A 25712-nucleotide genomic window follows, 5' to 3' on the forward strand; every position below is an offset into this window, starting at 1 on the left:
CCTATGGATGTCGTTGTTCAGCGGATACGCACGTCGTGGACGAAGAAGTCGCGCGGCGGCCCTGGAGCTGCTCGCAGAAACGCCGCACCAACAGCCTTCTCGCTGCCCCCGCGCTTGAACGCCGCCCTACACGAGGTCGCCATGCAGGAGTCCGACTCCTTCGAACCTCACGTGCACGTACGGGACCTGTCGGCCCCCGGGACGATCATTCGCGAGGTTGACGGGCTGCTGCGCGTGAACCCGCCGGAGGTGAGCACGTTCGCCATGCCGCGACGCCATCGGCGCCCGTCGGCCGTTCGCCTGGCTCCCGGCCAGTGGCTGCAATGGCAGATCAACCACCGGTTTGTCGACCGTTGTGACGGAGGCTGGTCCTATCGACTGGAAACCTTCAACATCGTTTATGGCCCAGCGGCACCCGACGTGTTTCTGGGTGTGCCGACACGCCGTGTAGACGAGCGTCGGGCTCTGCGCTGAACTCCGCGGCGCAGAATCCCTCGTTGCCCACGGACGGCCCGGGACGAGCGCCCGAGCCGTCTCATGGTGGCGGGACCCTCTGATCCGTAGCTCCGGATGGATCGGTCAGCGACGTCTGGAGCTGCTCCAGGTCACCGACCTCCCGGCCTCCGCCGACTATGTGGGTCGGCGGTGGTCGGAATGGCAGCGGCGGGCCTCGTCTGTCCAGCCGTTACGTCCAGCAAGCTCGGCGTCCTCGGCGAAAGGCGAGTCTCGCAGGAGGTCGCGCGTCCAGCGTCGGGACGATACGCCTGCTGACGTCGAGGGCGGTTCCTGTCACCCTGTTCAGGGCTTAGGGGGGCAGCGGATTGGCTGGGGCTTTCTGGGATGGCAGCGGGTCGGCTCTGCTGGGCTCGGCGCTGTCGGGCATCTTGGCTGTCGGAACGTTCTACGCGACTCGTTGGCACGAGCGGAAGATCGCACGGGAGCACCTCGCGTACCAGGCAGCCGAGGACATCGCCAAGGCGCTGCTCGCATTGGAAGACGCCATCAGTCCGCGTCCTTGGGAACAGCCGCGCGGAGACTGGAAAGCGCTTTGGAAGGCTGCCGACAAGTGCGGTGAGGTCTGCATAGTGCGTATCGCAGCCCTCTCCGAGCGATCTTTGTCCCTTGCCGTCCAGGAGATTTACAACATGGTCTACGACGCGTTGCGGGTCATGCAGCGCCAGGCGGAAACGGATCCCGGCCCTGTCTCTGACGTGGACGTGGAAGCGATGCTTCACGAAACGATCATGTACTTGGAGCAGGTAGTCAATGCTCTGACGAACTGGCGAAGCCTGTCCGTAGCACGGAAGCCAGTGGTTCCGGAGATGCCATGGCGGAGCCTGCTCGAACCCGCGCCTCCACGCATCGAACCCGGTCGGCCCGAGTCCAGACGCGGGGTCCTGGGCTGGGCCAGGCGGCCCGACGAGAGCTGACAGCGTTGAACTCGGCTCACGGCCCAGAGACGGCTCCAGTACGGCAACAAGGCCCCTGCCGGCGGAGAAACCGCAGGCACGGGCCTTGATCGTGTCGCGTTACTTCTTCTTGCCCTGGTTCTTCACTGCCTCGATCGCTGCCGCTGCCGCGTCCGGGTCGAGGTAGGTGCCGCCCGGGTTCAGCGGCTTGAAGTCGGCGTCCAGTTCGTAGGAGAGCGGGATGCCCGTCGGGATGTTGAGGCCCGCGATGTCGGTGTCCGAGATGCCGTCCAGGTGCTTGACCAGGGCGCGCAGCGAGTTGCCGTGGGCGGCGACCAGGACCGTGCGGCCGGTCAGGAGGTCGGGGACGATGCCGTCGAACCAGTACGGCAGCATGCGGACGACGACGTCCTTCAGGCACTCCGTCTGCGGGCGCAGCTCCGGCGGCAGCGTCGCGTAGCGCGGGTCGGAGAACTGGGAGTACTCGGCGTCGCGGTCCAGCGGCGGCGGCGGGGTGTCGTACGAGCGGCGCCAGAGCATGAACTGCTCCTCGCCGAACTCGGCGAGCGTCTGCGCCTTGTCCTTGCCCTGGAGGGCGCCGTAGTGCCGCTCGTTCAGGCGCCAGGAGCGGTGGACCGGGATCCACAGGCGGTCGGCGGCCTCCAGCGCGAGCTGGGCGGTGCGGATCGCGCGCTTCTGGAGCGAGGTGTGGACCACGTCGGGCAGCAGGCCGGCGTCCTTGAGCAGCTCACCGCCGCGGACTGCCTCCTTCTCGCCCTTCTCGTTGAGATTGACGTCCACCCAGCCGGTGAACAGGTTCTTCGCGTTCCATTCGCTCTCGCCGTGGCGGAGGAGGATCAGCTTGTACGGTGCGTCGGCCATGGCTCCGAGCGTAATGGAAGCCTTCGTACCCTCGCTCGCCTGCCCGGAAGCCGGACACTTGACGGCATCTGCTAATTGAGTGGCTCCCCCGGCCCGGCCGCTCGTAAGTTGTGCTCACCGCCTGAGCCGCTTACCTGTGGGGGACCCCGATGCCGCTCGCCGTCATGAGACGCGCCGTCCGAGAGACCGTCTCGGGACTCCCCCGCGAGTTCTGGTGGCTGTGGACGAGCACCCTGGTCAACCGCCTGGGTGCCTTCGTCGCCACCTTCATGGCGCTGTACCTGACGCTGGACCGCGGCTACTCCGCCTCGTACGCCGGTCTCGTCGCCTCCCTGCACGGCCTCGGCGGGGTCATCTCCTCGCTCGGCGCGGGCGTGATGACCGACCGGCTCGGGCGCCGGCCCACCCTGCTCGTGGCGCAGACGTCCACGGCGGCGTCCGTCGCGCTGCTCGGCTTCGTGCACGATCCGGTCGCGATCGCCGGCGTCGCCTTCGTCGTCGGCATGGCGAGCAACGCCTCCCGGCCCGCCGTGCAGGCGATGATGGCCGACATCGTCCGCCCCGAGGACCGCGTACGGGCGTTCTCGCTGAACTACTGGGCCATCAACCTCGGGTTCGCCGTCTCCTCGATGGGCGCCGGGTTCATCGCCGAGTTCAGCTACCTCGCCGGTTTCCTCATCGAGGCGGGCATGACCCTGGTCTGCGCGCTCGTCGTCTTCGCCAAGCTGCCGGAGTCCAGGCCGGCGCCGACGGCCAAGTCCGCCGCGGAGCCCGTGACGAACCTCGGCACCGTTCTGCGCGACGGCCGCTTCATGAGCGTCGTCGGGCTGTCCTTCCTGGTCGCCGTCGTCTTCCAGCAAGGTTCGGTGGGGCTGCCGGTGGCGATGGGCGCGGCCGGCTTCACCGCCGCGGACTACGGCATGGCGATCGCCGTGAACGGTGTCCTCATCGTCGCCCTGCAGATCCCGGTCACGCGGTTCATCGAGCACCGGGACCCCAAGCGCCTGCTGGTGATCTCCTCGCTGCTCGCGGGCTACGGCTTCGGGCTCACCGCCTTCGCCGGCTCGGTCGGCCTCTTCGCCCTCACGGTATGCGTGTGGACGCTGGCCGAGATCGTCAACGCCCCCACCCAGACCGGGCTGGTGGTGCGCCTCTCGCCGGTGCACGGGCGCGGCCGCTACCAGGGGATGTACACGATGTCGTGGTCGCTCGCCGCGCTGGTCGCGCCGGTGATGTCCGGCGTCGTCATCGACCGGTTCGGCGCGGCGTGGCTGTGGGCGCTGTGCGCGGTGGTGGGCACGGTCGCCGCGGTCGGCTACAGCGCCCTGATGCGCAGCCTGCCCCCGGAGACACCGCCCGGCCCGTCGTCGAAGCCGGCCCCCGAATCCCTCGCGGCCCTGTCGGTGGGCGGCCCCGCCGACCCCTCCGCGGGACTGCCGACCGAGCTGCCTCCGACCCCGTCGGCCGGACTGCCCGCCGACCTGACGTCGGTCTCGTCCCAGGGACCGGTCAGCGGCCCGGCCGACATCGATCCGGCGGCGAAGTCCCTCGGCGCCGGCCGGGCGGTGGTGCCGGGACAGGCCGCCGCCCCGGCACCCGGCGACGAGGTCCGTCCGGAGGTCGCCGCCGGGTGAGGCGGCGGCGGACGCCCGGTCCGGCGCCCGTCAGGGATGCATCCGCGCTCCCTTGAGGACCTTGTCCACCCCGTGGCGCGGGCCGTACACGGCGAGGCCCACCAGGTCCAGGTCGGCCGCCGGCACGGCCCGTACGGCGGCCCGGTTGTCCCGGTCGTTGCCGGTGGCGAAGAGGTCGGCCGTGAACAGGGCCCGGGGCAGCCCGCGGGTCAGGGCGCGGGTGTGCGCGGCGGTCAGGGTCTCCTTCGAACCCTCGAAGACCAGCACCGGCTGGCGGAACATCGGCAGGTACGGCGTGCCGTCCGCGTCCTCGTACGGCTCGCCGACCACCTCGGGGACGGCCGAGCCGAGGCCGCTGACCAGGAACGCCGTGACGTTCAGCCGCTGCCAGGTCTCCAGGTCGTCGCGCAGCAGCACGGCGATCCTGGTGTCGAAGCGGACGGGTGCGGCGTCCGGGGTGGCGGGGTCCGCGGAGGGGCCGCCCGCGGAGACGGTGTCCGGAGTGTTCTCGCTGCTCATGCCTCGAGACTGCCGACCGGGACGGCCCGCGGTCTTGTACGTTTCTTGCATGGTGGCCCAGCGCGAGATCTCCGCGTGGCGCCCGCGAGTCCCGGGCGTCGTGGAGGTCTTCCACGCCCACTACACCGAGTACGCCTACCCGATGCACGTGCACGACGCGTGGACGCTGCTGATCGTCGACGCCGGCGCGGTGCGGTACGACCTGGACCGGCACGAGCACGGCACCCCGCACGACACGGTCTCGCTCCTGCCGCCGCACGTCCCGCACAACGGCTCCCCCGCGACGGCGGACGGCTTCCGCAAGCGGGTCCTGTACCTGGATCTGAGCCGGCTCGACGAGAGCCTGATCGGGCCGGCGGTGGACGGACCCGACCTCGCCGACCCCGTGCTGCGCCACCGCGTCGGGCAGTTGCACGCGGCGCTCGCGCGGCCCGGCGACGAACTGGAGGCGGAGAGCCGGCTGACGCTGATCGGCGAGCGGCTGCGCACGCATCTGCGCCCCGGGCCGGGGGCCGGCACTCCCCCGGCCGACCGGGCGGCCGCCGACCGCCCGCTCGCCCACCGGCTGCGGGAACTCCTCGACGAGCGCGTGGTGGCGGGCATCGGCCTCGACGAGGCCGCGCTGCTCCTGCACGCCCATCCCGCCCACCTCGTGCGGGCGTTCGGCTCGGCCTTCGGCATCGCCCCGCACCAGTACCTGATGTCCCGCCGGGTGGACCGCGCCCGCCGGCTGCTGCTGTCGGGCGCCCGGCCCGCCGAGGTGGCGACGGCGACCGGCTTCTACGACCAGTCCCATCTCACCCGGCACTTCAAGCGGCTGGTCGGAGTGGCCCCCGGCCGCTACCGCACCGCGTCCCGCTGAGCCTCGTACAGGTTCCGCGGCCGTACGGCGTCGGTGGTGCCGTACAGCTCCAGGCGGGAGTGCAGGTCCCCGGTGAAGTCGGGTACGTCGGTCTGGTCGAACTCGGTGACGTCGTTCAGTCCGACGGTGGCGCCGTACGGGGCGAGTCCGTCGATCTTCATCAGCCCCGCGCGGCCGTTGGTGACGCGGATGTTCCAGTGGGTGAAGCGGGCGCCGAACAGGGGCCCCGCGCTCGCGTCCCCGCCGTGACGGCCGTTGTTCTCGACCGTGATGTCGGTGCGGACGTTCGCGAAGGGCAGGCCCCGGTGGGAGTCGAAGGTGCCCATCTCCATCCGGCCGCGCGACCAGACGTTGTACGAGGACAGGCCCTCCACGTTGATGCCGTGGAGCTGCGTTCCGGCGGGGGCCGGGACCGTGCGCCGCTCGATCGTGAAGTCCTCGATCAGGTTGTCGTGCGAGCCCTCGCGGCAGAAGTAGGGGTGGTGGGCGCCCCGCCCCGCGACCCGCGTACGGCGCAGGGTGCAGGCAGAGGCGGCGACGAGCCCGAAGCCGTTGTCGACGTGGCGCACGACGACGTCGTCCGCCCAGCAGTCGTACGCGCACTGGAAGGTGACGCCGTTGTAGCCCTTGTCGAGGAGGTGCGGGGACTGCGGTGTCTCGACGGCCTCCAGGGTGAGCCCCTCGACGCCGGAACCGGTGAGGGCCGGCACGTGCGTGGTGAGCCGCGGGTCCCATTCGGGGCGGACGTCCAGGGGCAGCGGGCGTTCGAGGGTCACCTTCCTGCCCCGCACGCGCGCGATGCGTACGGGCCACTCGTAGGGGACGTAGCTGGTCAGCTTCGTCTTGTCGTCCCAGGTGTACGCGGCGGGGCCCGGGCCGTCGCCCGCCATGTGCCGGAGCAGGGTGTGCCCGGCGTCGTCGGCGAGGCGGAGCAGGACGAGGCGGCCCGGCTTCAGGCCGCTCGCGTCGGCGACCGTCACCGTCCGGGATCCGCGGGTGGCCGGCGCCACCGTCGTGAGCGTCTCCCACTCGTCCCGGGCGTTGCCGGTCCAGCCCTCGAAGGGCCAGGCCCTCGCCCGGACGGCGGCGACGAGGGACTCCCAACGGGCCTGCGGCGCCAGCCAGATGAGGCCGCCCGCCCAGGACCAGGACGACTTGTCGCCGCCGTAGCGGGAGCCGTAGGGGCCGATCAGTTCGGTGAGGTTCCTGGTGGCGTACAGCGTGGTGCGGCCGCTTCCGGCGCCGCGCAGGACGACGTCGTCGTAGCCGATGCGGACGAGTCCGTCGATGCGGTAGGTGCCCGGCGGGATGAGCACCGTGCCACCGCCGGCCCTTCCGGCGGCGGCGATGGCACGGTTGATCGCGGGGGCGCAGTCGGTCGTCCCGTCGGCGACGGCGCCGTGGTCGCGGACGTCGGCGACCACGGGGCGGCGGGGGAAGCGCGCCGCCCCGGCACGCTGTCCGGCCCGGCCGACGTACGGGATCTGCGGGTGGGTGAAGGGCGTGCGGGCGAACTCCCGCCAGATCGCCGGGACTTGACCGGGCGTCGGGGCGGGGGCTCCGCCGGGCGCCGGGCCCGCCGCCGCGTCCGAGGGGGCGGCCGTCGCCGTCCCGCCGGTCACGGCCGCCGCGGCCACGGCCGTGGCACCGCCGAGCAGACTCCGTCTGGTGATCCCCGCGTACCGGTCGCCCATACCCGCCACCTTTCACACATGTGAACGACGTTCAGATCTGCGTCGGCGGTGAGCATGCCACGGCGACCCCGGGCGGGGAAGGGGGCCTGCAAGGGTGAATCGGGAAGCCCGCCGCACCAGTTGCCGGGAGCGGGGGCCTGACGAGCGGGCGGGGGGTCAGTCCGTCGGGCGCTGGGTCAAGTGCGTGAACGCATCCAGGTTCCGGGTGGATTCGCCCCGGGACACGCGCCAGTCGTACTCCTTGCGGATCGCGGAGGCGAACCCGAGCTCCAGGAGCGTGTTGAACGAGCCGTCCGCGGCTTCGAGCACCGAGCCGAGCAGGCGGTCGATCTCCTCCGGTGTCACCGCGGCGAGCGGCAGCTTGCCGACCAGGTAGACGTCGCCGAGGCGGTCGACGGCGTAGGAGACCCCGTAGAGCTTGAGGTTGCGCTCCAGGAGCCAGCGGTGGACCGCTTCCGCGTTCTCGTCGGGGTGGCGGATCACGAAGGCGTTCAGGGAGAGCGAGTGCTTGCCGACGATCAGCGAGACGGTCGTCGACAGCTTGCGCGTGCCGGGCAGCTTCACGACGTACGAGCCCGTCTCCGGGCTCTCCCACTCCAGCTCGGCCTCGGTGAGTACCCGCTCGATGATCGACGCTGCGTCAGCCATGCAGCGAGCGTACGTCAGCCCCCGGAGGGCCCGCGCGGGAGCCCCGGGGCCCCGTGACCGGGCGCGTGTCAGCCGTGGTGGGCGCGCACCCGGCGGCGGTGGGCCTGCGTCGCCGCGGTGTACACGTCCGCCGTGGCGGCGGCGGCCGTGTCCCAGCCGAAGCCCTCCGCGTGCCGGGCCGCCGCCGCGCCGAGCCGGTCGGACAGCTCCGCGTCGTCGGCGAAGTCACGCAGCACGCGCGCGTAGGCGGCGGGATCGTGCCCCTGGACCAGGAACCCGGTCCGCCCGTCGCGCACGGCCACCGGCAGTCCGCCGACCGCCGCCGCGAGCACCGGCGTACCGGCGGCCTGCGCCTCGATGGCGACCAGCCCGAACGACTCGCTGTACGACGGCATGACCAGCACCGACGCGGCCCTGAACCAGTCCGCGAGCTCGTCCTGGCAGACGGGCGGCCGGAACCGCACGACGTCGGCGATGCCGAGCCGGGCCGCCAGCTTCTGCAGCCCTTCCGGCTTGGCGAGCCCGGTGCCGCTCGGCCCGCCCACGACGGGGACGAGGATCCTGGAGCGCAGCTCGGGGCGTTCGTCGAGCAGCACGGCCACCGCGCGCAGCAGCACGTCGGGGGCCTTGAGGGGCTGTATGCGGCCCGCGAAGAGGGGGATCAGCGCGTCCTGCGGCAGGCCGAGGCGGGCGCGGGCCGCGGCACGGCCGTCGGCGGGGCGGAAGCGGTCCAGGTTGACGCCCGGGTGGACGACGGCGACCTTGCCGGGCTCGGCGTCGTAGTGGCGTACGAGTTCGTCGGCCTCTTCGGAGGTGTTGGCGATGAGCCGGGAGGCGGCGCGCACGATCTGGGTCTCGCCGATGACCCGGGCGGCGGGCTCGGGGCTGTCGCCCTCGGCGAGCGCCGCGTTCTTGACCTTGGCCATGGTGTGCATCGCGTGCACCAGGGGGGCGCCCCAGCGCTCGGCGGCCAGCCAGCCGACGTGCCCGGAGAGCCAGTAGTGGGAGTGCACGAGGTCGTAGTAGCCGGGGCGGTGGCCCGCCCACGCCTGCATGACGCCGTGCGTGAAGGCGCACAGCTGGGCGGGCAGGTCCTCCTTGGCGAGCCCTTCGTAGGGGCCCGCGTCGACGTGCCGGACGAGGACGCCGGGGGCCAGCTCGACGGTGGGCGGCAGGGCCCCGGTCGTCGCGCGGGTGAAGATCTCGACCTCGATGTTGATCGCGGCCAGGCGCTGGGCCAGCTCCACGATGTAGACGTTCATCCCGCCGGCGTCGCCCGTGCCCGGCTGGTGCAGCGGTGACGTGTGCACGGACAGCATGGCGACGCGACGGGGCCTGCGGTACAGCCGGAGCCTCGAGGGTGCCGTCGCCGAGCGACGCCCGAGCCTGCTGACGTACTGGCTCACGTGGCGGTCCTCCTCGCTGCGGGCATGCCGTAAGGAGGGCGCACGGCACCCTCCAGGGGCGAGAACGCCGGAGCACTCCGCTCCATTTCCTCTTTGCCGAATCATTACCGCCTATCGCTCAACCGTTCGACGCCGTGTTGCGTACGTCGCGTAAGCGCGGCTCCGGAAGAGTCCGCGCCCTCGCAGGCGGCGGAGCCCGCCGCAGCGACCCGTGTCCCACCTGGTCCGCCGGGGTTGCCCACAGGCCGACGCCGGGGTTCATCGCGGTTGTCCACAGGCCCGCGACGGCCTCGCCCGCTCCGCATACCCTCGTACGCATGACAGCCCGCGCCGCTCCCGCCCCCCGCACTCGGCCCCGCCCGAGCGGCGGAGGCGCCGTCGTGGGTGCGGTGACACGCGGGACGACGAACCCCAACCGGCTGCGCCGCATGGACCGCTGGATCGCCGCGGCGCACGGCGCCGAGCTGCGCCGCGCCGCCGATCCGGTCGCGGTCGACCTGGGGTACGGGGCCGCGCCCTGGACCGCGGTCGAGCTGCTGGCCCGCCTGCGCACCGCCGCTCCGCGGACCCGCGTGGTGGGCGTGGAGATCGAGCCGGAGCGGGTCGCGGGCGCCAAGGCGTACGAGCGCGACGGACTGGTCTTCCGGCGCGGCGGCTTCGAGGTCCCGGTGCCGGGCCGGCCGTCGCTGATCCGCGCCGCGAACGTGCTGCGCCAGTACGACGAGGACGAGGTGGCCGCCGCCTGGGACCTGATGCGGGGGCGGCTCGCACCCGCCGACCCGGCGACCGGTTCACGCGGCGGGCTGCTCGTCGAGGGCACCTGCGACGAGATCGGCCGCCGTCACGTCTGGGTCGCCCTCGGCCCCGAAGGCCCGCGCACGGTCACCCTCGCCACCCGCCTGGGCTCCCTGGAGCGCCCGTCCGACCTCGCCGAGCGGCTCCCGAAGGCCCTGATCCACCGCAATGTCCCGGGCGAGCCGGTGCACGCGTTCCTGCGGGACTTCGACCGTGCCTGGGCCGCCGCCGCGCCCTACGCCTCGTACGGCGCGCGGCAGCGCTGGATACGCGCGGTCCGCGACCTGACCGCCGACTGGCCCGTGACGGACGGCGCGTCCCGCTGGCGGCAGGGCGAAGTGACGGTCCGCTGGGAGGCGTTGGCGCCCCGGAGGTGAGCGGTACCGGGCGGCTCGCGTGCGCGCGGGCGCCGGGATCGGGGCCCGCCACGGCGTCCGACCTGCGGGGAACGATCTCCGTGAGTCGTTCGTCACACAGACGGGGAGATCGCCTGGGGGAAAGCAGAAGGGGGGTAAAGGGGGAAGGGAGTTGCCGCCTGCCCCTGTTACACCGCGCGCCGACATGGCACGATCCCCGAGGCGTCCGTAAGTTACTGACGGTAAATCAGCTTTGGGGGCGAAGTATGGGATGCGGCAAGCGGAGCCTGACCACGGCGGCCGTGGCTCTCGTCTGCGCGGTCACCGTGTTGAGCGCACCGGGCATGGCGTACGCGAGCCCGCCCGCACCGACCCCCACCCCGGCGCCGACGCCCCCGTCCGGCACAACGCCCAAGAGCGCCGCGGACCTTGAGGAGGTCCGCGAGAAGCTCGAGAAGCTGTACCACGAGGCGGCGGTCGCCACGGACGCGTACAACGCCGCCGAGGAGAAGACCGAGAAGCAGTCCACGCAGCTCGTCGGGCTGGCCCGGGAGATCGTCAAGGGCCAGGCCAAGCTGGACAGGCTCCAGGACCGGGCGGGCGCCGCGGCCCGCGCCCAGTACCGCGGCGGCGGCCTGCCGCCCGACGCCCGCCTGTGGCTCAGCGACAACCCGCAGCAGTATCTGGACGGCGCCGGCCGGGTGCGTCAGGGCGAGCACGCGACCAAGGGCATGCTCGCCGAGATGACGCGCACGCAGAAGGACTTGGCGCAGTACACCAAGGACGCGTCCGCGCAGTGGCGGCGCCTGGAGGCCAACCGCAAGGCGAAGGCCGCCGCCAAGAAGAAGATCAAGCAGCGGATCGCCACCGCCGAGGAGCTGGAGTCGCAGCTCGCCGCCGAGGAGAAGGAGCGGCTCGCCAAGCTGGAGGAGGACGCCGCGCACGCGGCGCAGACGGCCTGGCTGAGCTCCGGCGTCCTGGCGGAGATCAACGGCAAGGCGTCCCCGCAGGGCCGCAAGGCCGTGCAGTACGCGACCGCCCAGATCGGCAAGATGTACGAGTGGGGCGCCGAGGGCCCGAAGACGTACGACTGCTCGGGGCTGACCTCCCAGGCCTGGGCCGCCGCCGGACTGGGCATCCCGCGCACCTCGCAGGAGCAGTGGCGGCAGCTCCCCCACGTCGACGTCCGGTCCATGCGCCCCGGTGACCTCGTCATCTACTTCGGCGACGCCAGCCACGTCGGGATGTACATCGGCGACGGCGCGATCGTCCACGCCCCGCGCCCCGGGCGCTCGGTGACGATCGCGGGCGCCGGCTCGATGCCGATACTGGGCGTCGTACGGCCCGACAAATAAGGCCTGTCCGGACACCTCCGGGGCCCGCGAGCGGCCGGGACTGGCCCGACGTGACCCACCGCACGTGGGATGAGTCACGTCCGCGCGGCCGGGCAACCCGCGCGACGTGACGTTCGTCATTCCCCCTGGGACCGGGCCGTGCCCAATTGCGTTACGGGATGCGGCATATGACGGTGGCCGTTTGCCGCACACCATTCCGCTGCGGCGCCGGGTACCGCTATGGTCCCCGTCGGTGGGTCGGACCTTCGCCCCACCACACCCTCGGGGGGAGGGAAGGAACCCACAACGATGCCCGCACCCGTACCGCGGCAGAGAGCGATCCCGGCCGTGGAAAGTGGTCAGGCTCAAGCCGCGTCCTCACCCGTTGCCCCGTTCGCGGGCGCACCGGCGGGCGGCCCCACGGCTCCCGCCGACAACACCACCAACCTCACCCTGCTCGTGATCGAGGACGATCCGGCGGGGTCGCTGAGCGTGCCCCGGATGCTGGACGCGGCGGGCAAGCCGATCCGCATCCGCACCGCGCGCAACCTCACCGAGGCCGAGCGGCTGCTCACGGACGACGTCCACTGCATCCTGCTCGACCTGACGCTGCCCACCCCCGGCCGCGCCGCCGGGACCGAGGACGAGCTGTCCACCCTCAAGCACGTCCTCGAACTGGCGCCCCGGCACGCCGTCCTGGCGCTGACCGGGTCCGGCGACGCCGAGCGCGGTGCCGAGGCGGTGCGCGTGGGCGCCCAGGACTACCTCCTGCGCGAGGAACTCGACGGACGGCTGCTGAGCCGCGCGATCCGGTACGCGGTGGAGCGGAAACGTTCCGACACGGCCGAGCGGCGGCTCACCGAGTCCCGGCTGCGGGCGCAGGAGAACGCCCGGCTGGAGCGCGGTCTGCTGCCCACCCCCCTGCTGGACGGCTCCCCGCTGCGCTTCGCGGCCCGTTACCGCCCGGGGCGCTCCCGCGCGCTGCTCGGCGGCGACTTCTACGACACGGTCCGCACGCCCGACGGCACGGTGCACGCCATGATCGGCGACGTCTGCGGGCACGGCCCCGACGAGGCGGCGCTCGGCGTCGAGCTGCGGATCGCCTGGCGGGCGCTCACGCTGGCCGGCCTGTGCGGGGACCAATTGCTCTCGACGCTCCAGCAGGTGCTGGAGCACGAGCGCGACAACGACGAGATCTTCGCGACCCTGTGCACGGTGGACATCGCGCCGGATGGCCGCCGGGCCGGCCTGTGCCTGGCCGGCCACCCGTCGCCGCTGATCGCCCGCCCCGGCCGCCCCGCGCAGCTGCTGCCGTACGAGTACGGCGGCCCGGCGCTCGGGCTGCTGCCGCAGGCCCGCTGGCCGCGCATGCAGGTGGAGCTGGGCGCCGCCTGGAGCCTGATGCTCTACACCGACGGCCTGATCGAGGGCCACGTCGGCGAGGGCAAGGAGCGGCTCGGCCAGGACGGCATGGTGGAACTCGTACGCCGCCGGCTCGCCGAGGGCCTGGAGGGCGAGGAGCTGCTGCGCGTGACGGTCAACGAGGTCAGGGACCTCAACGGCGGCGAGCTGACGGACGACGTGGCGGTCCTGCTGCTGGACCGCACCCCCTGACGGACGCCGGCATCGACCCGGGGCGCGGGCGACGACCGCATTCCGGCAGTCGGCAGGCTACTGATGGGCCCCCGCTGACGGGAGGGCGCGCGCCGGGCGTGCCGGGAGGAACCGCGCCAGGACACCGTGCGGCGAGGCGGGCCGCCTTCGAAGCGGGCGGCGCTGGAGACGTAGGTACCGAAGGGGCCCGGCGGGTCGCCGAACCGCGGCCTTGCCCGAGGCGGGCCCGGGCTCCCGTGCGAATGCGGACGGGGACGTAGCCAGCGAGGGCGCCCAGCGGGTCACCGGCGTGCGGCCTTGCCCGAGGCGGGCCCAGGGTCCGCGACGGGGACGCTTGCCGAAGCGGGCGGTGCGGGAGAACAGAGCTGTCGAGGGCGCCCAGCGGGTCGCCGGTGCGCGGGCTTGCCCGAGGGGACTCGGGGTCCGGCGGACGGGGACGCCTGCCGTAGCAATCAGCGCTGGAGACCTAGGGCCCCCAGCGGGTCCCGGTGGGCGGCCTTGCCCGAAGGGGCCCGGGGTCCCGTGCGGAGGGGGCGCCCGTCGTAGCGGGGGTCGCTCCGGACGTACGCGTCACGGGGCTCAGCGAGACCCCGCCGCAGGGGGGTGGGTCAGCGGCCGCCGTTGTACGGGCCGTAGGGGCCGTCGCTGCTGGAGCCGCGGCGGCCGCGGCCGCCGCCCCCGCCGGAGGCCGTACGCACGGCGGGCCGGACGTCCACGATGTACACGATGCTGGCGATGACGCCGATGATCGGCAGGAACGACAGGATCGAGAAGAGGTAGCTCACCACCAGCGCGAGCCCCAGGATGATCAGCCAGAACGGCTTCGTCTGCTTGTCCGCCGCACGGAACGCGTCCTCGCGCCGGAAGGCCGCGTCGAACAGCCCGAAGGCGGCGAGGGCCATCAGGACGATCTTCAGCAGTCCCAACAACCCCGCGAAGCCCAACATCAGCATGCTGCCACCGCCCGTTCCGACCGACACCTACGCCCGCCACCGTACCCGTAGAACGGGCCGGACACCCCAAGGGTGCCCGGCCGCGCTCACTGCTCCGTCTATCCGCCCCCGGCGGTCCGTGGACCGCCCTGCGGGACCGCCTACTTGGCGGGCGGAGTGGTCTTCTTCGTGGTGGCCTTCTTGGCCGCGGCCTTCTTCGCCGCGGACGCGGGCGTCACGGGGGCCGTGGTCACGGTGGCGGTCCCGGCGGGCTTGTCCTCGACCTTGATCTCGCCCGGCTCGGCCTTCGGCTCGACGGCCACGGCGAGCTCCTCGATCTCCTCGGCCGCCTCGCCGCGCCAGGTCTTCACGGCCTGCTCGCCGTGCTCGGCGACCTTCTCGTACGTCTCCCGGGCCTTGACCGCGTACTCGGCGGCGACGCCGACACCGCGCAGGGCGAGGTCCTGGGCGGACTCACCGATCTTCTTCAGGTCGGTGTCGAGGGTGCTGATGAAACCGGTGACCTTGGTCTGGAGGGTCTCCTGCGCCTCCTTGGCGCGGGCGCTGGCCTTCTCCTGGACCGCGTTCGGGTCGATGTTGCGGACGGTGTCGATGCGCGCCGGGGCCTCGGCACGGATCTGCTCCACGAGGGCGGGCACCTTCTTGGCCTGCTGGACGGCCAGGTCGGCGGTGCCGGCGAGGAAGTAGAGCGGCGTCGGGTTGGTGGCGGCCTTGCGGATGTCGTCGGTGATGGCCATGAGGGTGGTCCTCCCGGATCGGCTGTCGACTGAGGGTGTGTGCGGTCCGCCGCGCGGCGGGCCGGTCGTGGTGCTCAACCGGCCGACTGCTGCGGTCCGGTATCGCTGCCGTCGGCCGTGCGGGGGCCGCGGCGGGCGGTGTCCTGTGTACCCGGTATGTCCTGCGTGTGCCGTGCGCCGGGAGCCGTCTGCGTGTCGGTTTCCCGCACGTCCTCGGGCACCACGGCGATCTCGAAGCCGTTCTCCTTGCGGAACGACTCGTAGATCTGGAGCAGCACCTGCTTCTGCCGCTCGCTGAGCGTGGGATCGGCGAGGATGACGGCGCGCGTCTCCACCTCGTCCCGGTCCCGCTCGGCGTCGAGGATGCCGGCGCGCACGTACAGCGTCTCGGCGGAGATCCGCAGGGCCTTGGCGACCTGCTGCAGCACCTCCGCGCTCGGCTTGCGCAGCCCGCGCTCGATCTGGCTCAGGTAGGGATTGGACACCCCGGCGGCGTCGGCGAGCTGCCGCAGCGACAGCTGCGCGTTGCGCCGCTGCTCGCGCAGGTACTCACCGAGATTGCCGACGTTGAGCGATGCCATGCCCCTACCCTGCCCCACCCCCGCTAACAATTGCAAGCGCCCGCTTGCAAAAGTGCGCCACGCCACGCCCCAGGGTCCGGCCCCTTCGGCCGCGAGGCCGCTCCGAAGCGCTGCTTTCCACCCCGCCGGTAGAGCCGCTCCAAATGACGTCGAACGGCCTGCCGACCTGGCGTCACGCCCATGACCGCCCAGGACGTCAGCACTGACGACGAGGCGCGCGTGACCATCCGCTCCCACTACGACGCGGCCGACGGCCGACGTTCGACCCGTTCGGCTTCGACGCAGGCTCCGGCACACGACAGGGGTGCCGACACCGGGCCGCCCTCGCCTCCGCAGCAGGTCAGGGCTCCAGTGGGCCAATAAGCGGGTGCGTGTGAGCTGGTTCGCGCTCGTATACTCGGGCGGGCTCAGGAGGGGGAGGTGGAGACGGTGAAGCTCGCCGAGGCACTGGCGGAACGCGCGGAGGCGACGCGGCGTGTGGAACAGCTGCGGGCGCGCGTCGTCGGCAGCGCGCGGTACCAGGAGGGGGAGACACCCCCGGAGGACGCGGCTCAGCTGTTGGCCGAGGCCGGTGAGGTGCTGAACGCGCTGGAAACGCTGATCCGACGGATCAACCGGACCAACGCCACCGTGCAGATGGGTCCGGACGGCACGCTCACCGATGCCCTCGCACGCCGGGACGTCCTGCGGTTGCGTCACTCCCTGGTCACCGCGGCGGCGGACGCGGCGGCGGGCAACGGCGAGCGGGGATACGGTCGCCAGCTCCGCTCCGAGCTGATGATGCTCTCCGCTCTTCCGGTAGCCGAACTGCGCGGCCAGGCGGATGTACTCGCACGGGAGATCCGCGAGGTCGACGTGCGGATCCAGCGTACGAACTGGGAAGTCGATCTGCTGGACTGAGCAGTCCGGCGAGCGGGACGATGTGGAGCAGGTAGCCGCTTCGGAAGCGTGCACACACCGAGGGCCGGCGGTTTCCGGCCCACTCCTGGCGCGTGAAGAGCAACGCGGGGGTTCGACTCCCCATCAACAGTGCAGCTCAGCACCGCGTACAGGTAAAAGTGCACATCGCACAGCACATCACCACGTGCAGATCCGAGTCGGCGAGGGCGGGTTCGGGGCTTTCCACATCGCAGCACCACGGCGAGCGGCGGTACGAGCGCGACGGGGTGCGGGAACGGCTGATCCGTACCTCGCTCCCGACGGCCTTGACGCACCCCGGCCGAGTCCGGCCCGGTAAGCGGGCGGGGCGGGCCGCGGAACGACCTCCCCTTTCCACCGTCCCCGCCGGGTATTACCGTGACCCTCATGACTGCCGGGTCGGCCTTGTGCCGTGAGCTAGTTGGGTTCCCGGCCTCCGAGTGAGGCCCGGGCGGGCCAGGAGCCCGCCCCTCTTTCTTCTTCCACTCACCGCCCTACCACGGGCATGCCCGCGTGCGCCCCGTGGCGATTTCTCCTGCGCGAAAACAGGGGAAAGGCGGGAGCAGGGCATCGGGAAATCCACGAAAAGAAAAGACGGCACACACGCCCACGGAAGAAAGCAGCGAATGCCCAACCCCTTCAACCAGCAGATCATCGACGAGTTCCGGGCCAACGGCGGCCGGGTCGGCGGCCCCTTCGAGGGAGCGCGCCTGCTCCTGCTGACGACCACCGGCGCCCGTACCGGCGCCCCGCACACGACACCCGTCGGCTACTACCCCGACGGCGGCGGCCGGGTCCTGGTCATCGCCTCGGCAGGCGGCTCGCCCCGGCACCCCGACTGGTACCGGAACCTGGTCGCCGACCCCCGCGTGAAGGTCGAGACCGGCGTCTTCACCTACGAGGCCGAGGCCGAGGTCCTGACCGGCGAGGAGCGCGACGAGGTCTTCGCGCGCGCCGTCGACGCCGACCCCGGCTGGGCCGACTACCAGGCCCGGACGGAACGGGTCATCCCGGTCGTCGCCCTGCGCGAGATCCCCAAGGCCGGTCCGCCGGACATCGCGGCGCGCTCCGCAGGCGAGGCCCTGAAGGTCGTCCACGACGCCTTCCGTCGTGAACTCGCGCTCATCCGGCAGGAGTTCGCCAGGTCCGGCCCGGTCCTGGGAGCGCAGCTGCGGATCAACTGCCTCACCCTGTGCCAGGGCCTGCACAACCACCACACCGGCGAGGACACGATGCTGTTCCCGTTCGCCGCCGACCGGGACCCCGGATTCGCCCCGGTCCTGGAGCGCCTGCGCCACGAGCACGAGCGGATCGCCGTCCTCCTGGAGGAACTGCGCCGCGCCGTCACCGCCGAGGACACGGACCCCGGCGCCGCGCTCCGCGAGGTGGAGCGCCTCACCGCCGAGCTGGAAGCGCACCTCGCCCACGAGGAGGAGGTGCTGATCCCCGTACTGGAGGCGGTGTCCGCGCCGGCCCCCTGATCCCGTCCCCGACGGGCGCGGCCCCGGCCGCGCCCGTCACCGGCGGCGGGCCGGGTCCGCGTCACCAGGGCAGCGGGCGGGTGTGCACGACGTCCAGCCGCGAGACCGCGCGGGTGAGCACGACGTACAGCCGGTGCAGGCCGCGCGCCTCCGCCTCCGCGATCGCCGCCGGTTCCACGGCCACCACGTGGTCGTACTCCAGCCCCTTGGCGAGGGAGGCCGCGAGCACCGTGGTCCGCGCGCCCGGTTCACCGGGGCCCGCGTACGGGATGCCCGCCGCGTCCAGCGCCTCGCGCACGCGTCCGGCCTCCGCGTCGGCCGCGATGACGCCGACGGACCCCTCGTGGGTGAGGGCGTCCCGTACGGCGTCGAGGGTCAGGGAGAGCACGTCGGCGCCCTCCCTGACCCTCAACTCCCCGTCCCTGCGCAGCGACCGGGCGCGCGGGACGTCCACGTCCAGTCGGTCCAGGAGCCGGTTGGCGAGCCCGACGACGGCCTCCGGTACCCGGAAACCGGTGGTCAGCGGCACCACGACGGCGTCCGGCTTGCCGAGCTGTGCGAGCAGCGCGGGCCAGTCGCGGGCGGCCCACGGCGTCGTCCCCTGCGCCAGGTCGCCGAGCACCGTGAGCGACCCGAAGGACGACCGGCGCGCGATGGCCCGGCACTCCATGGGCGACAGGTCCTGGGCCTCGTCGATCACCACGTGCCCGTAGCCTCGCGGATGCTCGATGAGGCCCGCCACCTCGTCCAGGAGCACGAGGTCGGCGGCCGACCAGCGTGCCGAGCGGTACGACCGCGGGGGCCTGGTCCACAGGATCGCCTTCTGCTCCTCCGCGTCGAGGACGCCGTCGGCCGCGGCGGCGAGGGCGTCCGGGTCGGCGAGCAGGCCGGCCAGCACCTCCTCCGCCCGCACACCGGGCCAGACGGCGTCGACGTACGCGCTCACGGCCCGGGCCCGGGAGACCTTCTGCACCCAGGCGTTCGTGCGCGGGCCGGCCCGCAGCTCGGCCTGCGCCCGGAGGTGGCGCACGGCCCGGGTGCGCACCCGCTCCCGCCCGGTCGCGTACGGCGGTTCCTCGGCTCGTACGCCCTCCACGATGCGCTCCAGCGCGCTGCCCGGGATCCGCCACAGGTACGAACCGTCCGGCACCGCGAGGGAGTCCGCGACGCCGACGGTCACGCGCCCGTACAGGGCGCGGTGCAGCACCCGTGCCATCCGGGCGTCGTGCTTGACGGCCGCGGCCCGCTCGTCGTCCTCGGCGGTGACGGGGTGCCGTGCGATCTCGTCGCCGAGGGTCGACTGCCGGACGCCCGTCTCGCCGAGGGCGGGCAGCACCTCCGAGATGTACGACAGGAAGGTGCGGTTGGGGCCGAGGATCAGCAGGCCGCCGCGGCGGACGCGCTGCGGGTGGGTGTAGAGGAGGTAGGCGGCCCGGTGCAGGCCGACCGCCGTCTTGCCGGTGCCGGGCGCGCCCTGCACGCAGACCGAGAGGGCCGGCTCGCCGCGTACGAGGTCGTCCTGTTCGGGCTGGATGGTGGCGGCGATGTCCCGCATCGGGCCGACGCGGGGGCGTTCGATCTCCTGGGCGAGGATGCGGCTGCCCGTGGGCTGGTTCGCGGGAGTCCCGCGAGCGCCGTCCGCCGTCAGGTGCTCGTCCTCCAGGCCGGTCAGGTCGGCGGAGGCGCCGCTGGTGCCCGGCGCCCAGCCGAACCGCCGGCGCACGGCGACGCCCTGCGGATCGCGGGTGCTCGCCTGGTAGAAGGCGCGGGAGACGGGGGCGCGCCAGTCGACGACGAGCGGCGGGGCGGCCGGCTGCTCGGTGATCCGCAGGCGGCCGATGTGGTAGCTCTGGCCGGCGTGCTCGCCCCCGCCGGCGTCGAAGTCGAGGCGCCCGAAGAAGAGCGGGCCCTCGGGGAGTTCGCGCATCTCCTTGGCGTGGCTGCGGAAGCGGTAGCCGAGGACCTCGGCGTCGGCGCCGGAGGCGGACACGTCCTCGCCGGTGACGACCTGTTCCTCGGCGCCCTCGACCATGGCGGCGAGGGCGGCGCGGCAGGTCTCGTGATAGGCGCGTTCGCGGGTGAGGGCACGGGCGGGGTCGGGTGACGTCATTCCATGGAGCGTAACCGAATAACGTGACTGGGTTAAATTTTTTCCTTGGTTGCCTTCAGGGCCCACTCCAGTCGCGCGAACGCGCGCTCGGCGGCGGCGACGGCCTCGCCGCGCACCTCCGCGGCCGTCTCCCCGGCCGCCATCCGGCGCCAGTTCTCCAGGGCGAGGACGCGCTGCACGGCGATGATCTGCCCGGCGGCGAGCCTGGCGTCGAGGTCACCGCCCAGCGCGTCGGCGAGCGCGGACTCCGAACGCTCCAGGTACGCGTACAGGCGGGCGGCCAGCGAAGGGGTCCCGTACAGGAGGCGGTGGAAGGCGAGGACGCGCGGGTCGTCGTTGAGGCCGGTGACCGGATCGAACCGCTCCAGGCCCGCGACGAAGTGCCGGCGCAGGACGCCCGCCGGGGACTCACCGGCCGGGCGCCCGGCGACCAGACGCGCGGGTTCGGTCTCGTGGTCGGCGAAGCGGTGGAGGACGAGGTCCTCCTTGGTCGGGAAGTAGCGGAAGAGGGTCGGCTTGGAGATCTCCGCGGCGGCCGCCACCTCGGCGACGGAGACCTCGTCGAACCCCTTCTCCAGGAACAGCGCGATCGCCGTGTCGGAGACGTCCTGGTACATCCGCTGCCTCTTGCGCTCACGCAGCCCGATCTCACCCATGCCCCGAGCCTCGCACACCGTCCGCCCCGGCCGCCCTTGACCTCGACCGCACTTGAGGTCGAAGACTGCTGCGCACACGCCGGCCGACGGCACCCCCGTCCGTGAGGAGAGCACGATGCTGACAGCACAGGTGACCGAGTTCGGCGGACCCGAGGTCCTGGCCCCGGTGGACGCGCCCGACCCGGACCCGGGCCCGGACGAGGTGGTGATCGACGTCGCCTACGTCGACACGATCTTCGTGGAGACCCAGGTCAGGGGCGGCTGGGGGCGCGAGTTCTTCCCGGTCACACCGCCCTACGTGCCGGGCGGCGGAGTGGCGGGGATGGTGAGTGCCGTCGGGCCGGGCGTGCCGGCCGAGTGGCTCGGCCGCCGGGTGACGGCCTTCGTGACGGGCTCGTACGCGGAACGGGCGGTGGCGGCGGTGCCCGCCCTGGTCCCGGTGCCGGACGGGCTCGATCTCCGTACGGCGGCGGCCCTGGTCCACGACGGCGTGACGGCGGCCGGCCTGATGGAGCTGACGGCCGTCGGACCCGCCGACCGCGTCCTCGTCCTCGGTGCCTCGGGAGGCATGGGCACGCTGCTCGTCCAGCTGGCGCACGCCCGGGACGCCCGTGTGGTGGCGGTGGCGCGGGGACCGGAGAAGCTCGCCCTGGTACGGGAGCTGGGGGCCGACGCCGCCGTCGACGCGACCCTTCCCGGCTGGCCGTCGGCCGCCGCCACGGCCCTCGGAGGTGACGAACCCGCCGCCGACGTGGTTCTCGACGGCGTCGGCGGCGGCCTCGGCACCGCCGCCTTCCCGCTGACCGCCGACGGCGGGCGCTTCTCCGCCCACGGCGCCCCCGGTGGCGGCTTCACCCCGGTCGACCCCGGGGAGGCGGCCCGTCGCGGGATCACCCTCCTCGGCATCGGCGATCTCCAGTTCGACACCGCCGCACGGACCCGGCTCGCGGCGACCGCCCTCGCCGAGGCGGCGGCGGGCCGGCTGCGCCCGGTGGTCGGCGGGACGTTCCCGCTGAGCCGCGCGGCCGAGGCCCACGCGGCGATCGAGGGACGGGGGTTGGTGGGGAAGGTGGTGCTGAAGGTGTGAGGACGCCGGTGCCGACCGCCCGGCCCGCACGGGCCGGGGGGGCCGCTCCCCCGGACCGGCGGGACCGGCCCCCCCCTGAACGGCAGCACCGCTCACCCTTGGCAGGGCGGGACCACGCCTGACGGGAGCACCGCTCACCCTTGCCCCAAGGGCCGGACCACGCCTGAACAGGCGTCCCGCCCACCCCTGACCGAAGGGCGGGGCCACCGCCGAGCAGGAGGACCGCCCCTGACCGGGAGGCCCGCTCACCCTTTGCCCCAAGGGCCGGACCACCCTGACCAGGAGGACCGCCCACCCCTGACCGAAGGACGGGACCACCGCCGACCAGGAGGACCCCCCCCCGACCGGGCGACCCGCTCACCCTTGCCCCAAGGGCCGGACCAGGGGAGCCGCCCACCCCTGATCGAAAGGCCGGACCACCCCGACCCGGAGAACCCGGAGAAAGCGATCCCCGATCCGGAGGAGCGGGTCATTCCCGGTCGGCGGGGCCCGAGTGGCCTCGCCCGCTCCGCAGCATCTTGAGCACCGGCTCCAGCGAGTTGACCAGCAGCCCCGCGCCCGCCTCCCGCAGCGTCTTCTCCTTCGCGCCGTTGCGCGCGTAGCCGAGGAAGGCGACGCCCGCCGCCCGCGCGGCCACCAGGTCGGACGGGGAGTCGCCGATCATCAGGGTGGCGGCGGGGTCGGCGCCGAGGGCACCGAGGGCCCGGTTCAGGCAGTGCGGGTCGGGCTTGAGCAGGTGCAGGGCCTGGGTGCGGCCGTAGACGTGCGGGTCGAAGCAGCCGGCGAGGCCCCGGGTCCGCAGGTACTCGCGGACCACGAGGGGGGAGTTGTTCGTGGCGACGGCGAGCCGGGCGCCGACCGCCGTCCACGTGCGGACCAGCGGATCCGCGTACGGCGTCGGCATGGCGGAGGTCGCCGCGCGCAGCTCCTCCTGGGTGAGGCGCTCCTCCAGCTCCGCCACGAGGTCGCTCCCGGGGTGGCGGCGGTCGACGGCGCGCAGCACCTTGTGCGGGTCCAGCGACTCCCGCTCCCCTTCCGTGAGCAGACCGCGCAGCCCGCGCCCCTCCAGCCAGCTCACGAGGTCGGCGGCCACCCGCTCGGCCTTGTGGCCGGCGAACAGCGCGCAGATCGGCCCGTCGAAGTCGAAGAGCACGAATCGCGCTTTCTCGATCAACTCCCGCAGGGGATCAGTCTCTTCCGTCACATGAACAGTCTGCTTCGACGCATCAGAAGTCACTAGGAGAGTGTCAGGTCCGTCGTGATGGTTTCCCAGAGGGCGTTGAACCACTTCTGGGATTCCTCCACGAAGGCGGCGTCCCGCTGCCCGGCCCGCTTCTCGAAGGAGAAGAGCAGGGACTTGCCCCCGAGGGCGTCGTACATCTCCAGCATCCCGCTGCCGACCTCCTCCTCGCGCTTGGTCACCATGTAGTACGCGATCAGCGCCTCGGCCTCGTTCAGGAGGTACAGCTTCACGGGCGGGGTGAAGGGCAGCGCCCGGAAGGAGACGCGCACCTCGATGCCGTGCGAGGCGCGCAGCGACCGCAGGTTGTGCCGCAGGACCTGCACCTGGGCGTCCCGCTGGGCGAGCCAGCGCCGGTGCACCGGGTCGGGGTCGCCGTCCTCCCGGCTCTCGACGGGGACCGGGAAGGCGAGGTTGATCTCCCGGCTGGGCAGCAGGATCCGTACGTCGATCGACTGCGGGCGGATGCGGCCCTCGTGGATCAGCCGGACCGGTTCCGCGAGGGCCAGCATCAGCGTCTCGGCGGTGAGGCAGGCGGCGTCCACGCGCACGTGCGGGGAGGCGAACGCCTCGGCCAGCCGCGGGGCCAGCCCCACCATCGTGGGCTGCGGCGCCTCGGGGCTCGCGGAGGCCTTGGCGATCCGCGGCGGGCTCCCCTTGCTGACGTTGCTGAGCAGCCCGTCCTCCTGGAGGACCCGCAGTGCCTGGCGGACGGTGCCGCGCTCGACGCCGAACTGCTCGGCCAGCTCGGCCTGCGTCGGCAGCCGGTCGCCGGCCTTGAGATCGCCGCCGCGGATGCGGTCGCGCAGGGCCTCGGCGATCTCCTGGGGCGAACGCCTTCTGTCGCCGTTCACTGCACCGTTCTCCTGGGTCACGACCAAAACGCTACAACTTCAGTCCATCTATGGGGAGTTGTTTGAAAGTTGTTTATAACTGGCTGCCAAGTGGGGACAACTCAATCAGAGTTGGCTACCAACTTTCAGGAGTTGGCGGAAGGTTTGCCTCCTCTCGCACACGCTTCGCAGCAGCCCGCACCGCAGTCCCGCGCAAGCCACCGAAGGAGGAACCACCATGCCCGCCCTCGCCCTCCTCTCCAGCGTCTTCGTGATCGGCTTCGAGCAGACCGTCCAGTGGCGCTACGGCCCCCCGGGCATCGTCGGACTCCTGCTGCTCACCGTGGGCCTCAAGGCCAAGAGCCCCGCCTGCAGCTCCGCGGGCGCCGTCCTGCTCGCCCTGATCGTCGCCGCTCCCGCCCTCTGAGGACCGGGACCTCAGTCGGAGAACCGCAGCTCCGAACTGATGGTCTCCCACAGGGCGTTGAACCACAGGTGCGACTGCTCGACGAACGTCGTGTCCCGCGCACCGGCCCCCTGCCCGAAGGCGAACAGCATCGACTGCGTGCCGGTGGCGTCGTACATCTGGAGCGGCTCGTGGTCGATCTCCGCGTCGCGCTTGGAGAGCGTGTAGTAGGCGAAGAGCGCCTCGGACTCGTTGAGCAGGTACAGCTTCACGGGCGGCGTGAAGGGCAGCGCCCGGAACGTGACGCGCACGTCGATGCCGTGGGTGGACCGCAGCGCCAGCAGGTTGTGCTGGAGGACCCGCACCTGTGCGTTGCGCTGGGCCAGCCAGGAGCGCTGGAGACGGTCGTCGCCGGTGTCGTCCACCCGCGCCGGGAACGCGAGGTCGATGTCCCGGCTGGGCAGCAGCACCCGCACGTCCACCCTGGCCGGTTTCGTACGCCCGGCGTGGATCCGCAGCAACGGCTCGCTCATGGCGAGCGTCAGTGACACCGCCGTCAGGCACAGCGCGTCTATCGCCACGTGCGGGGTCTCGAAGGCGGCCGCGATCCGGGGCGCGAGGGCGACCATCGTGGGCTGCGGCGGGGCCTCGGGCGCGGCCGGCCGACGGTCCGTGGCGGGGGCGACGATCGCCGGGCTGCCCTTGGACACGTTGGCGAGCAGGTCCTCCGCCTGCAGGATGCGCAGGGCCTGGCGCACGGCCCCGCGCTCGACGCCGAACTCGTCGGCGAGCCGGGCCTGCGTGGGCATGCGCTGGCCGGGCCGCAGCTCGCCGGACCTGATCCGGCTGCGCAGCTCGTCGGCCACCTCGCGGTGCGACCTCGGTGGCCGTGGCGACCTCTCCCGCCCGCTCGCGGCGGCCTGTTCCGGCTCCACGCCCGAACCCTACAACTTCGGGCCATCTTGCGGCAGTTACCAGGAAGGTGGTTATGAGACGCGTCCAAGCGGAGATAACTCAGGTGGAGTTGGTTACCAACTTGAGCAACATGGTCAAGCTACCGAGTGGTTGGCCGCCTTGGACGACTTCCTCGACCAGGTGGCCGGCCCCTCACGGGGGATCCGTATCCCCATCCCGAAGGCGTCCCACAGACGTCCCGAAGGAGGGACCGTCATGCCGCTCCTCGCCATCGCCGTCGCCGCACTCGCCATCGGATTCGAGTACCTCGTCCAGTGGAGGTACGGGCCCATGGGCATCATCGCGTTCGTCGCGCTGTCCGTCGGGCTCAAGGCCAGGAACACCGTGATCAGCGGCATCGGGGCCGTGATCCTCGTGATGCTGCTCGCCCAGTCCGGCTGACCGGAGGAACCGTCCGGCAGTCCGGCCGGCCGGGCTCCCTTCCGGAGGGGAGCCGGGAGCCCGGACCGGTCGCACCACCGCGCCGCCGCACCCCGTGCGAGGGCGCACCGCACCACCGGCGAACCGCGACAGCCGGTTCGCCGCACCACGGAATCGCCACGGATGCGCACCACCGCCCACCGTCCGCCCCGACGGGAAGGA

General features: G+C 72.6%; 25 protein-coding genes. 12 read left to right on the forward strand and 13 right to left on the reverse strand.

Features of this window, described 5'->3' with window-relative positions; genetic code table 11:
* Positions 1 to 3 precede the first annotated feature (3 nt).
* Together ACFYQQ_RS23635 and ACFYQQ_RS23640 are read left to right on the forward strand one after the other, a co-directional pair.
* Positions 4 to 474, forward strand: a complete 471-nt coding sequence (locus ACFYQQ_RS23635; RefSeq protein WP_356169578.1) for a hypothetical protein — start codon at positions 4 to 6, stop codon at positions 472 to 474.
* 347 nt (positions 475 to 821) lie between these two features.
* Entirely contained in the window at positions 822 to 1430 is a 609-nt protein-coding gene (locus ACFYQQ_RS23640; protein ID WP_355780299.1) for a hypothetical protein, read from the forward strand.
* 99 nt (positions 1431 to 1529) lie between these two features.
* Here the strand turns inward: ACFYQQ_RS23640 and ACFYQQ_RS23645 are convergent, their stop codons facing one another.
* Positions 1530 to 2291 (reverse strand): phosphoglyceromutase, encoded by a 762-nt coding sequence (locus ACFYQQ_RS23645; protein WP_355780301.1) that lies wholly within the window; start codon positions 2289 to 2291, stop codon positions 1530 to 1532.
* A gap of 149 nt (positions 2292 to 2440) precedes the next feature.
* Between ACFYQQ_RS23645 and ACFYQQ_RS23650 the strand changes: the two genes are divergently transcribed.
* Positions 2441 to 3925 carry an MFS transporter gene (locus ACFYQQ_RS23650; RefSeq protein ID WP_388905031.1) on the forward strand — a complete coding sequence of 495 codons (1485 nt, stop codon included), beginning with the start codon at positions 2441 to 2443 and terminating at the stop codon, positions 3923 to 3925.
* A gap of 30 nt (positions 3926 to 3955) precedes the next feature.
* Here ACFYQQ_RS23650 and ACFYQQ_RS23655 read toward each other — a convergent pair whose 3' ends face one another.
* Entirely contained in the window at positions 3956 to 4444 is a 489-nt protein-coding gene (locus ACFYQQ_RS23655) for a DUF2000 family protein (RefSeq protein WP_388905032.1), read from the reverse strand.
* A 49-nt stretch (positions 4445 to 4493) separates the two neighbouring features.
* On the opposite strand from ACFYQQ_RS23655, the gene ACFYQQ_RS23660 reads away from it, so the two are divergent.
* Complete coding sequence (locus tag ACFYQQ_RS23660) at positions 4494 to 5306, forward strand: AraC family transcriptional regulator (protein WP_355783585.1); 813 nt, start codon at positions 4494 to 4496, stop codon at positions 5304 to 5306.
* Here the strand turns inward: ACFYQQ_RS23660 and ACFYQQ_RS23665 are convergent.
* The 3 genes from ACFYQQ_RS23665 to mshA form a co-directional block, all read right to left on the reverse strand.
* Entirely contained in the window at positions 5285 to 7000 is a 1716-nt protein-coding gene (locus ACFYQQ_RS23665; protein WP_355783582.1) for a glycosyl hydrolase family 28-related protein, read from the reverse strand. The genes ACFYQQ_RS23660 and ACFYQQ_RS23665 overlap by 22 nt on opposite strands.
* Before the next feature lie 156 nt (positions 7001 to 7156).
* Positions 7157 to 7648: a YbjN domain-containing protein gene (locus ACFYQQ_RS23670; RefSeq protein WP_355783579.1), complete on the reverse strand. Its 492-nt coding sequence runs from the start codon at positions 7646 to 7648 to the stop codon at positions 7157 to 7159.
* Positions 7649 to 7716: 68 nt separating this feature from the next.
* Complete coding sequence (gene mshA / locus ACFYQQ_RS23675; protein WP_356169593.1) at positions 7717 to 9054, reverse strand: D-inositol-3-phosphate glycosyltransferase; 1338 nt, start codon at positions 9052 to 9054, stop codon at positions 7717 to 7719.
* Positions 9055 to 9434: 380 nt separating this feature from the next.
* Between mshA and ACFYQQ_RS23680 the strand changes: the two genes are divergently transcribed.
* From ACFYQQ_RS23680 to ACFYQQ_RS23690, 3 genes are all read left to right on the forward strand, one after another.
* The gene (locus ACFYQQ_RS23680) at positions 9435 to 10226 is read left to right on the forward strand and encodes a class I SAM-dependent methyltransferase (protein ID WP_355783573.1); all 792 of its coding nucleotides are present in this window, start codon (positions 9435 to 9437) and stop codon (positions 10224 to 10226) included.
* A gap of 245 nt (positions 10227 to 10471) precedes the next feature.
* The gene (locus tag ACFYQQ_RS23685) at positions 10472 to 11560 is read left to right on the forward strand and encodes an NlpC/P60 family protein (RefSeq protein ID WP_355783571.1); all 1089 of its coding nucleotides are present in this window, start codon (positions 10472 to 10474) and stop codon (positions 11558 to 11560) included.
* Positions 11561 to 11848: 288 nt separating this feature from the next.
* Complete coding sequence (locus ACFYQQ_RS23690) at positions 11849 to 13153, forward strand: SpoIIE family protein phosphatase (RefSeq protein WP_355783568.1); 1305 nt, start codon at positions 11849 to 11851, stop codon at positions 13151 to 13153.
* Between the two features lie 608 nt (positions 13154 to 13761).
* Here ACFYQQ_RS23690 and ACFYQQ_RS23695 read toward each other — a convergent pair.
* The 3 genes from ACFYQQ_RS23695 to ACFYQQ_RS23705 form a co-directional block, all read right to left on the reverse strand.
* On the reverse strand, positions 13762 to 14106 hold the full coding sequence (locus ACFYQQ_RS23695; protein WP_356169599.1) for a DUF2516 family protein: 345 nt from the start codon (positions 14104 to 14106) through the stop codon (positions 13762 to 13764).
* A 140-nt stretch (positions 14107 to 14246) separates the two neighbouring features.
* The gene (locus ACFYQQ_RS23700) at positions 14247 to 14843 is read right to left on the reverse strand and encodes a hypothetical protein (RefSeq protein ID WP_355791492.1); all 597 of its coding nucleotides are present in this window, start codon (positions 14841 to 14843) and stop codon (positions 14247 to 14249) included.
* Between the two features lie 74 nt (positions 14844 to 14917).
* Positions 14918 to 15424: a helix-turn-helix domain-containing protein gene (locus ACFYQQ_RS23705; protein WP_355791489.1), complete on the reverse strand. Its 507-nt coding sequence runs from the start codon at positions 15422 to 15424 to the stop codon at positions 14918 to 14920.
* Between the two features lie 429 nt (positions 15425 to 15853).
* Here ACFYQQ_RS23705 and ACFYQQ_RS23710 point away from each other — a divergent pair, with 429 nt between their 5' ends.
* Positions 15854 to 16324 carry a DIP1984 family protein gene (locus ACFYQQ_RS23710; protein ID WP_355791498.1) on the forward strand — a complete coding sequence of 157 codons (471 nt, stop codon included), beginning with the start codon at positions 15854 to 15856 and terminating at the stop codon, positions 16322 to 16324.
* A 644-nt stretch (positions 16325 to 16968) separates the two neighbouring features.
* Complete coding sequence (locus ACFYQQ_RS23715; RefSeq protein WP_355791486.1) at positions 16969 to 17823, forward strand: nitroreductase/quinone reductase family protein; 855 nt, start codon at positions 16969 to 16971, stop codon at positions 17821 to 17823.
* Between the two features lie 61 nt (positions 17824 to 17884).
* Here the strand turns inward: ACFYQQ_RS23715 and ACFYQQ_RS23720 are convergent, their stop codons facing one another.
* Complete coding sequence (locus ACFYQQ_RS23720) at positions 17885 to 19933, reverse strand: AAA family ATPase (protein WP_355792016.1); 2049 nt, start codon at positions 19931 to 19933, stop codon at positions 17885 to 17887.
* A gap of 32 nt (positions 19934 to 19965) precedes the next feature.
* Positions 19966 to 20589: a TetR family transcriptional regulator gene (locus ACFYQQ_RS23725; protein WP_355792014.1), complete on the reverse strand. Its 624-nt coding sequence runs from the start codon at positions 20587 to 20589 to the stop codon at positions 19966 to 19968.
* A 115-nt stretch (positions 20590 to 20704) separates the two neighbouring features.
* On the opposite strand from ACFYQQ_RS23725, the gene ACFYQQ_RS23730 reads away from it, so the two are divergent.
* Positions 20705 to 21676, forward strand: coding sequence for a zinc-binding dehydrogenase (locus tag ACFYQQ_RS23730; RefSeq protein ID WP_355792011.1), 972 nt, complete (start codon positions 20705 to 20707; stop codon positions 21674 to 21676).
* Between the two features lie 469 nt (positions 21677 to 22145).
* Here the strand turns inward: ACFYQQ_RS23730 and ACFYQQ_RS23735 are convergent, their stop codons facing one another.
* Together ACFYQQ_RS23735 and ACFYQQ_RS23740 are read right to left on the reverse strand one after the other, a co-directional pair.
* Complete coding sequence (locus tag ACFYQQ_RS23735; protein ID WP_355794930.1) at positions 22146 to 22880, reverse strand: HAD-IA family hydrolase; 735 nt, start codon at positions 22878 to 22880, stop codon at positions 22146 to 22148.
* Between the two features lie 32 nt (positions 22881 to 22912).
* A complete protein-coding gene (locus ACFYQQ_RS23740) occupies positions 22913 to 23797 on the reverse strand; it encodes a winged helix-turn-helix domain-containing protein (RefSeq protein ID WP_356169613.1) in 885 nt (294 codons plus the stop codon).
* Between the two features lie 190 nt (positions 23798 to 23987).
* Here ACFYQQ_RS23740 and ACFYQQ_RS23745 point away from each other — a divergent pair, with 190 nt between their 5' ends.
* Positions 23988 to 24176 (forward strand): hypothetical protein, encoded by a 189-nt coding sequence (locus ACFYQQ_RS23745; RefSeq protein WP_356169616.1) that lies wholly within the window; start codon positions 23988 to 23990, stop codon positions 24174 to 24176.
* An 11-nt stretch (positions 24177 to 24187) separates the two neighbouring features.
* Here ACFYQQ_RS23745 and ACFYQQ_RS23750 read toward each other — a convergent pair whose 3' ends face one another.
* Positions 24188 to 25090: a winged helix-turn-helix domain-containing protein gene (locus ACFYQQ_RS23750; RefSeq protein WP_355795264.1), complete on the reverse strand. Its 903-nt coding sequence runs from the start codon at positions 25088 to 25090 to the stop codon at positions 24188 to 24190.
* 235 nt (positions 25091 to 25325) lie between these two features.
* On the opposite strand from ACFYQQ_RS23750, the gene ACFYQQ_RS23755 reads away from it, so the two are divergent.
* Complete coding sequence (locus tag ACFYQQ_RS23755) at positions 25326 to 25511, forward strand: hypothetical protein (protein ID WP_355795262.1); 186 nt, start codon at positions 25326 to 25328, stop codon at positions 25509 to 25511.
* Positions 25512 to 25712: the final 201 nt, after the last annotated feature.

The organism is Streptomyces sp. NPDC005496, assembly GCF_042872045.1.
Taxonomy (GTDB): domain Bacteria; phylum Actinomycetota; class Actinomycetes; order Streptomycetales; family Streptomycetaceae; genus Streptomyces.

Excerpts from the sequence above, each read along its gene's own strand:
- ACFYQQ_RS23650 (WP_388905031.1), top strand. The coding sequence starts at position 2,441 with ATGCCGCTCGCCGTCATGAGACGCGCCGTCCGAGAGACCGTCTCGGGA.
- ACFYQQ_RS23700 (WP_355791492.1), bottom strand. The coding sequence starts at position 14,843 with ATGGCCATCACCGACGACATCCGCAAGGCCGCCACCAACCCGACGCCG.
- ACFYQQ_RS23635 (WP_356169578.1), top strand. The coding sequence starts at position 4 with ATGGATGTCGTTGTTCAGCGGATACGCACGTCGTGGACGAAGAAGTCG.
- ACFYQQ_RS23655 (WP_388905032.1), bottom strand. The coding sequence starts at position 4,444 with ATGAGCAGCGAGAACACTCCGGACACCGTCTCCGCGGGCGGCCCCTCC.
- ACFYQQ_RS23715 (WP_355791486.1), top strand. The coding sequence starts at position 16,969 with ATGCCCAACCCCTTCAACCAGCAGATCATCGACGAGTTCCGGGCCAAC.
- ACFYQQ_RS23705 (WP_355791489.1), bottom strand. The coding sequence starts at position 15,424 with ATGGCATCGCTCAACGTCGGCAATCTCGGTGAGTACCTGCGCGAGCAG.
- ACFYQQ_RS23670 (WP_355783579.1), bottom strand. The coding sequence starts at position 7,648 with ATGGCTGACGCAGCGTCGATCATCGAGCGGGTACTCACCGAGGCCGAG.
- ACFYQQ_RS23665 (WP_355783582.1), bottom strand. The coding sequence starts at position 7,000 with ATGGGCGACCGGTACGCGGGGATCACCAGACGGAGTCTGCTCGGCGGT.
- ACFYQQ_RS23660 (WP_355783585.1), top strand. The coding sequence starts at position 4,494 with ATGGTGGCCCAGCGCGAGATCTCCGCGTGGCGCCCGCGAGTCCCGGGC.
- ACFYQQ_RS23745 (WP_356169616.1), top strand. The coding sequence starts at position 23,988 with ATGCCCGCCCTCGCCCTCCTCTCCAGCGTCTTCGTGATCGGCTTCGAG.
- ACFYQQ_RS23690 (WP_355783568.1), top strand. The coding sequence starts at position 11,849 with ATGCCCGCACCCGTACCGCGGCAGAGAGCGATCCCGGCCGTGGAAAGT.
- ACFYQQ_RS23755 (WP_355795262.1), top strand. The coding sequence starts at position 25,326 with ATGCCGCTCCTCGCCATCGCCGTCGCCGCACTCGCCATCGGATTCGAG.
- ACFYQQ_RS23645 (WP_355780301.1), bottom strand. The coding sequence starts at position 2,291 with ATGGCCGACGCACCGTACAAGCTGATCCTCCTCCGCCACGGCGAGAGC.
- ACFYQQ_RS23685 (WP_355783571.1), top strand. The coding sequence starts at position 10,472 with ATGGGATGCGGCAAGCGGAGCCTGACCACGGCGGCCGTGGCTCTCGTC.
- ACFYQQ_RS23725 (WP_355792014.1), bottom strand. The coding sequence starts at position 20,589 with ATGGGTGAGATCGGGCTGCGTGAGCGCAAGAGGCAGCGGATGTACCAG.
- ACFYQQ_RS23695 (WP_356169599.1), bottom strand. The coding sequence starts at position 14,106 with ATGCTGATGTTGGGCTTCGCGGGGTTGTTGGGACTGCTGAAGATCGTC.
- ACFYQQ_RS23730 (WP_355792011.1), top strand. The coding sequence starts at position 20,705 with ATGCTGACAGCACAGGTGACCGAGTTCGGCGGACCCGAGGTCCTGGCC.
- ACFYQQ_RS23720 (WP_355792016.1), bottom strand. The coding sequence starts at position 19,933 with ATGACGTCACCCGACCCCGCCCGTGCCCTCACCCGCGAACGCGCCTAT.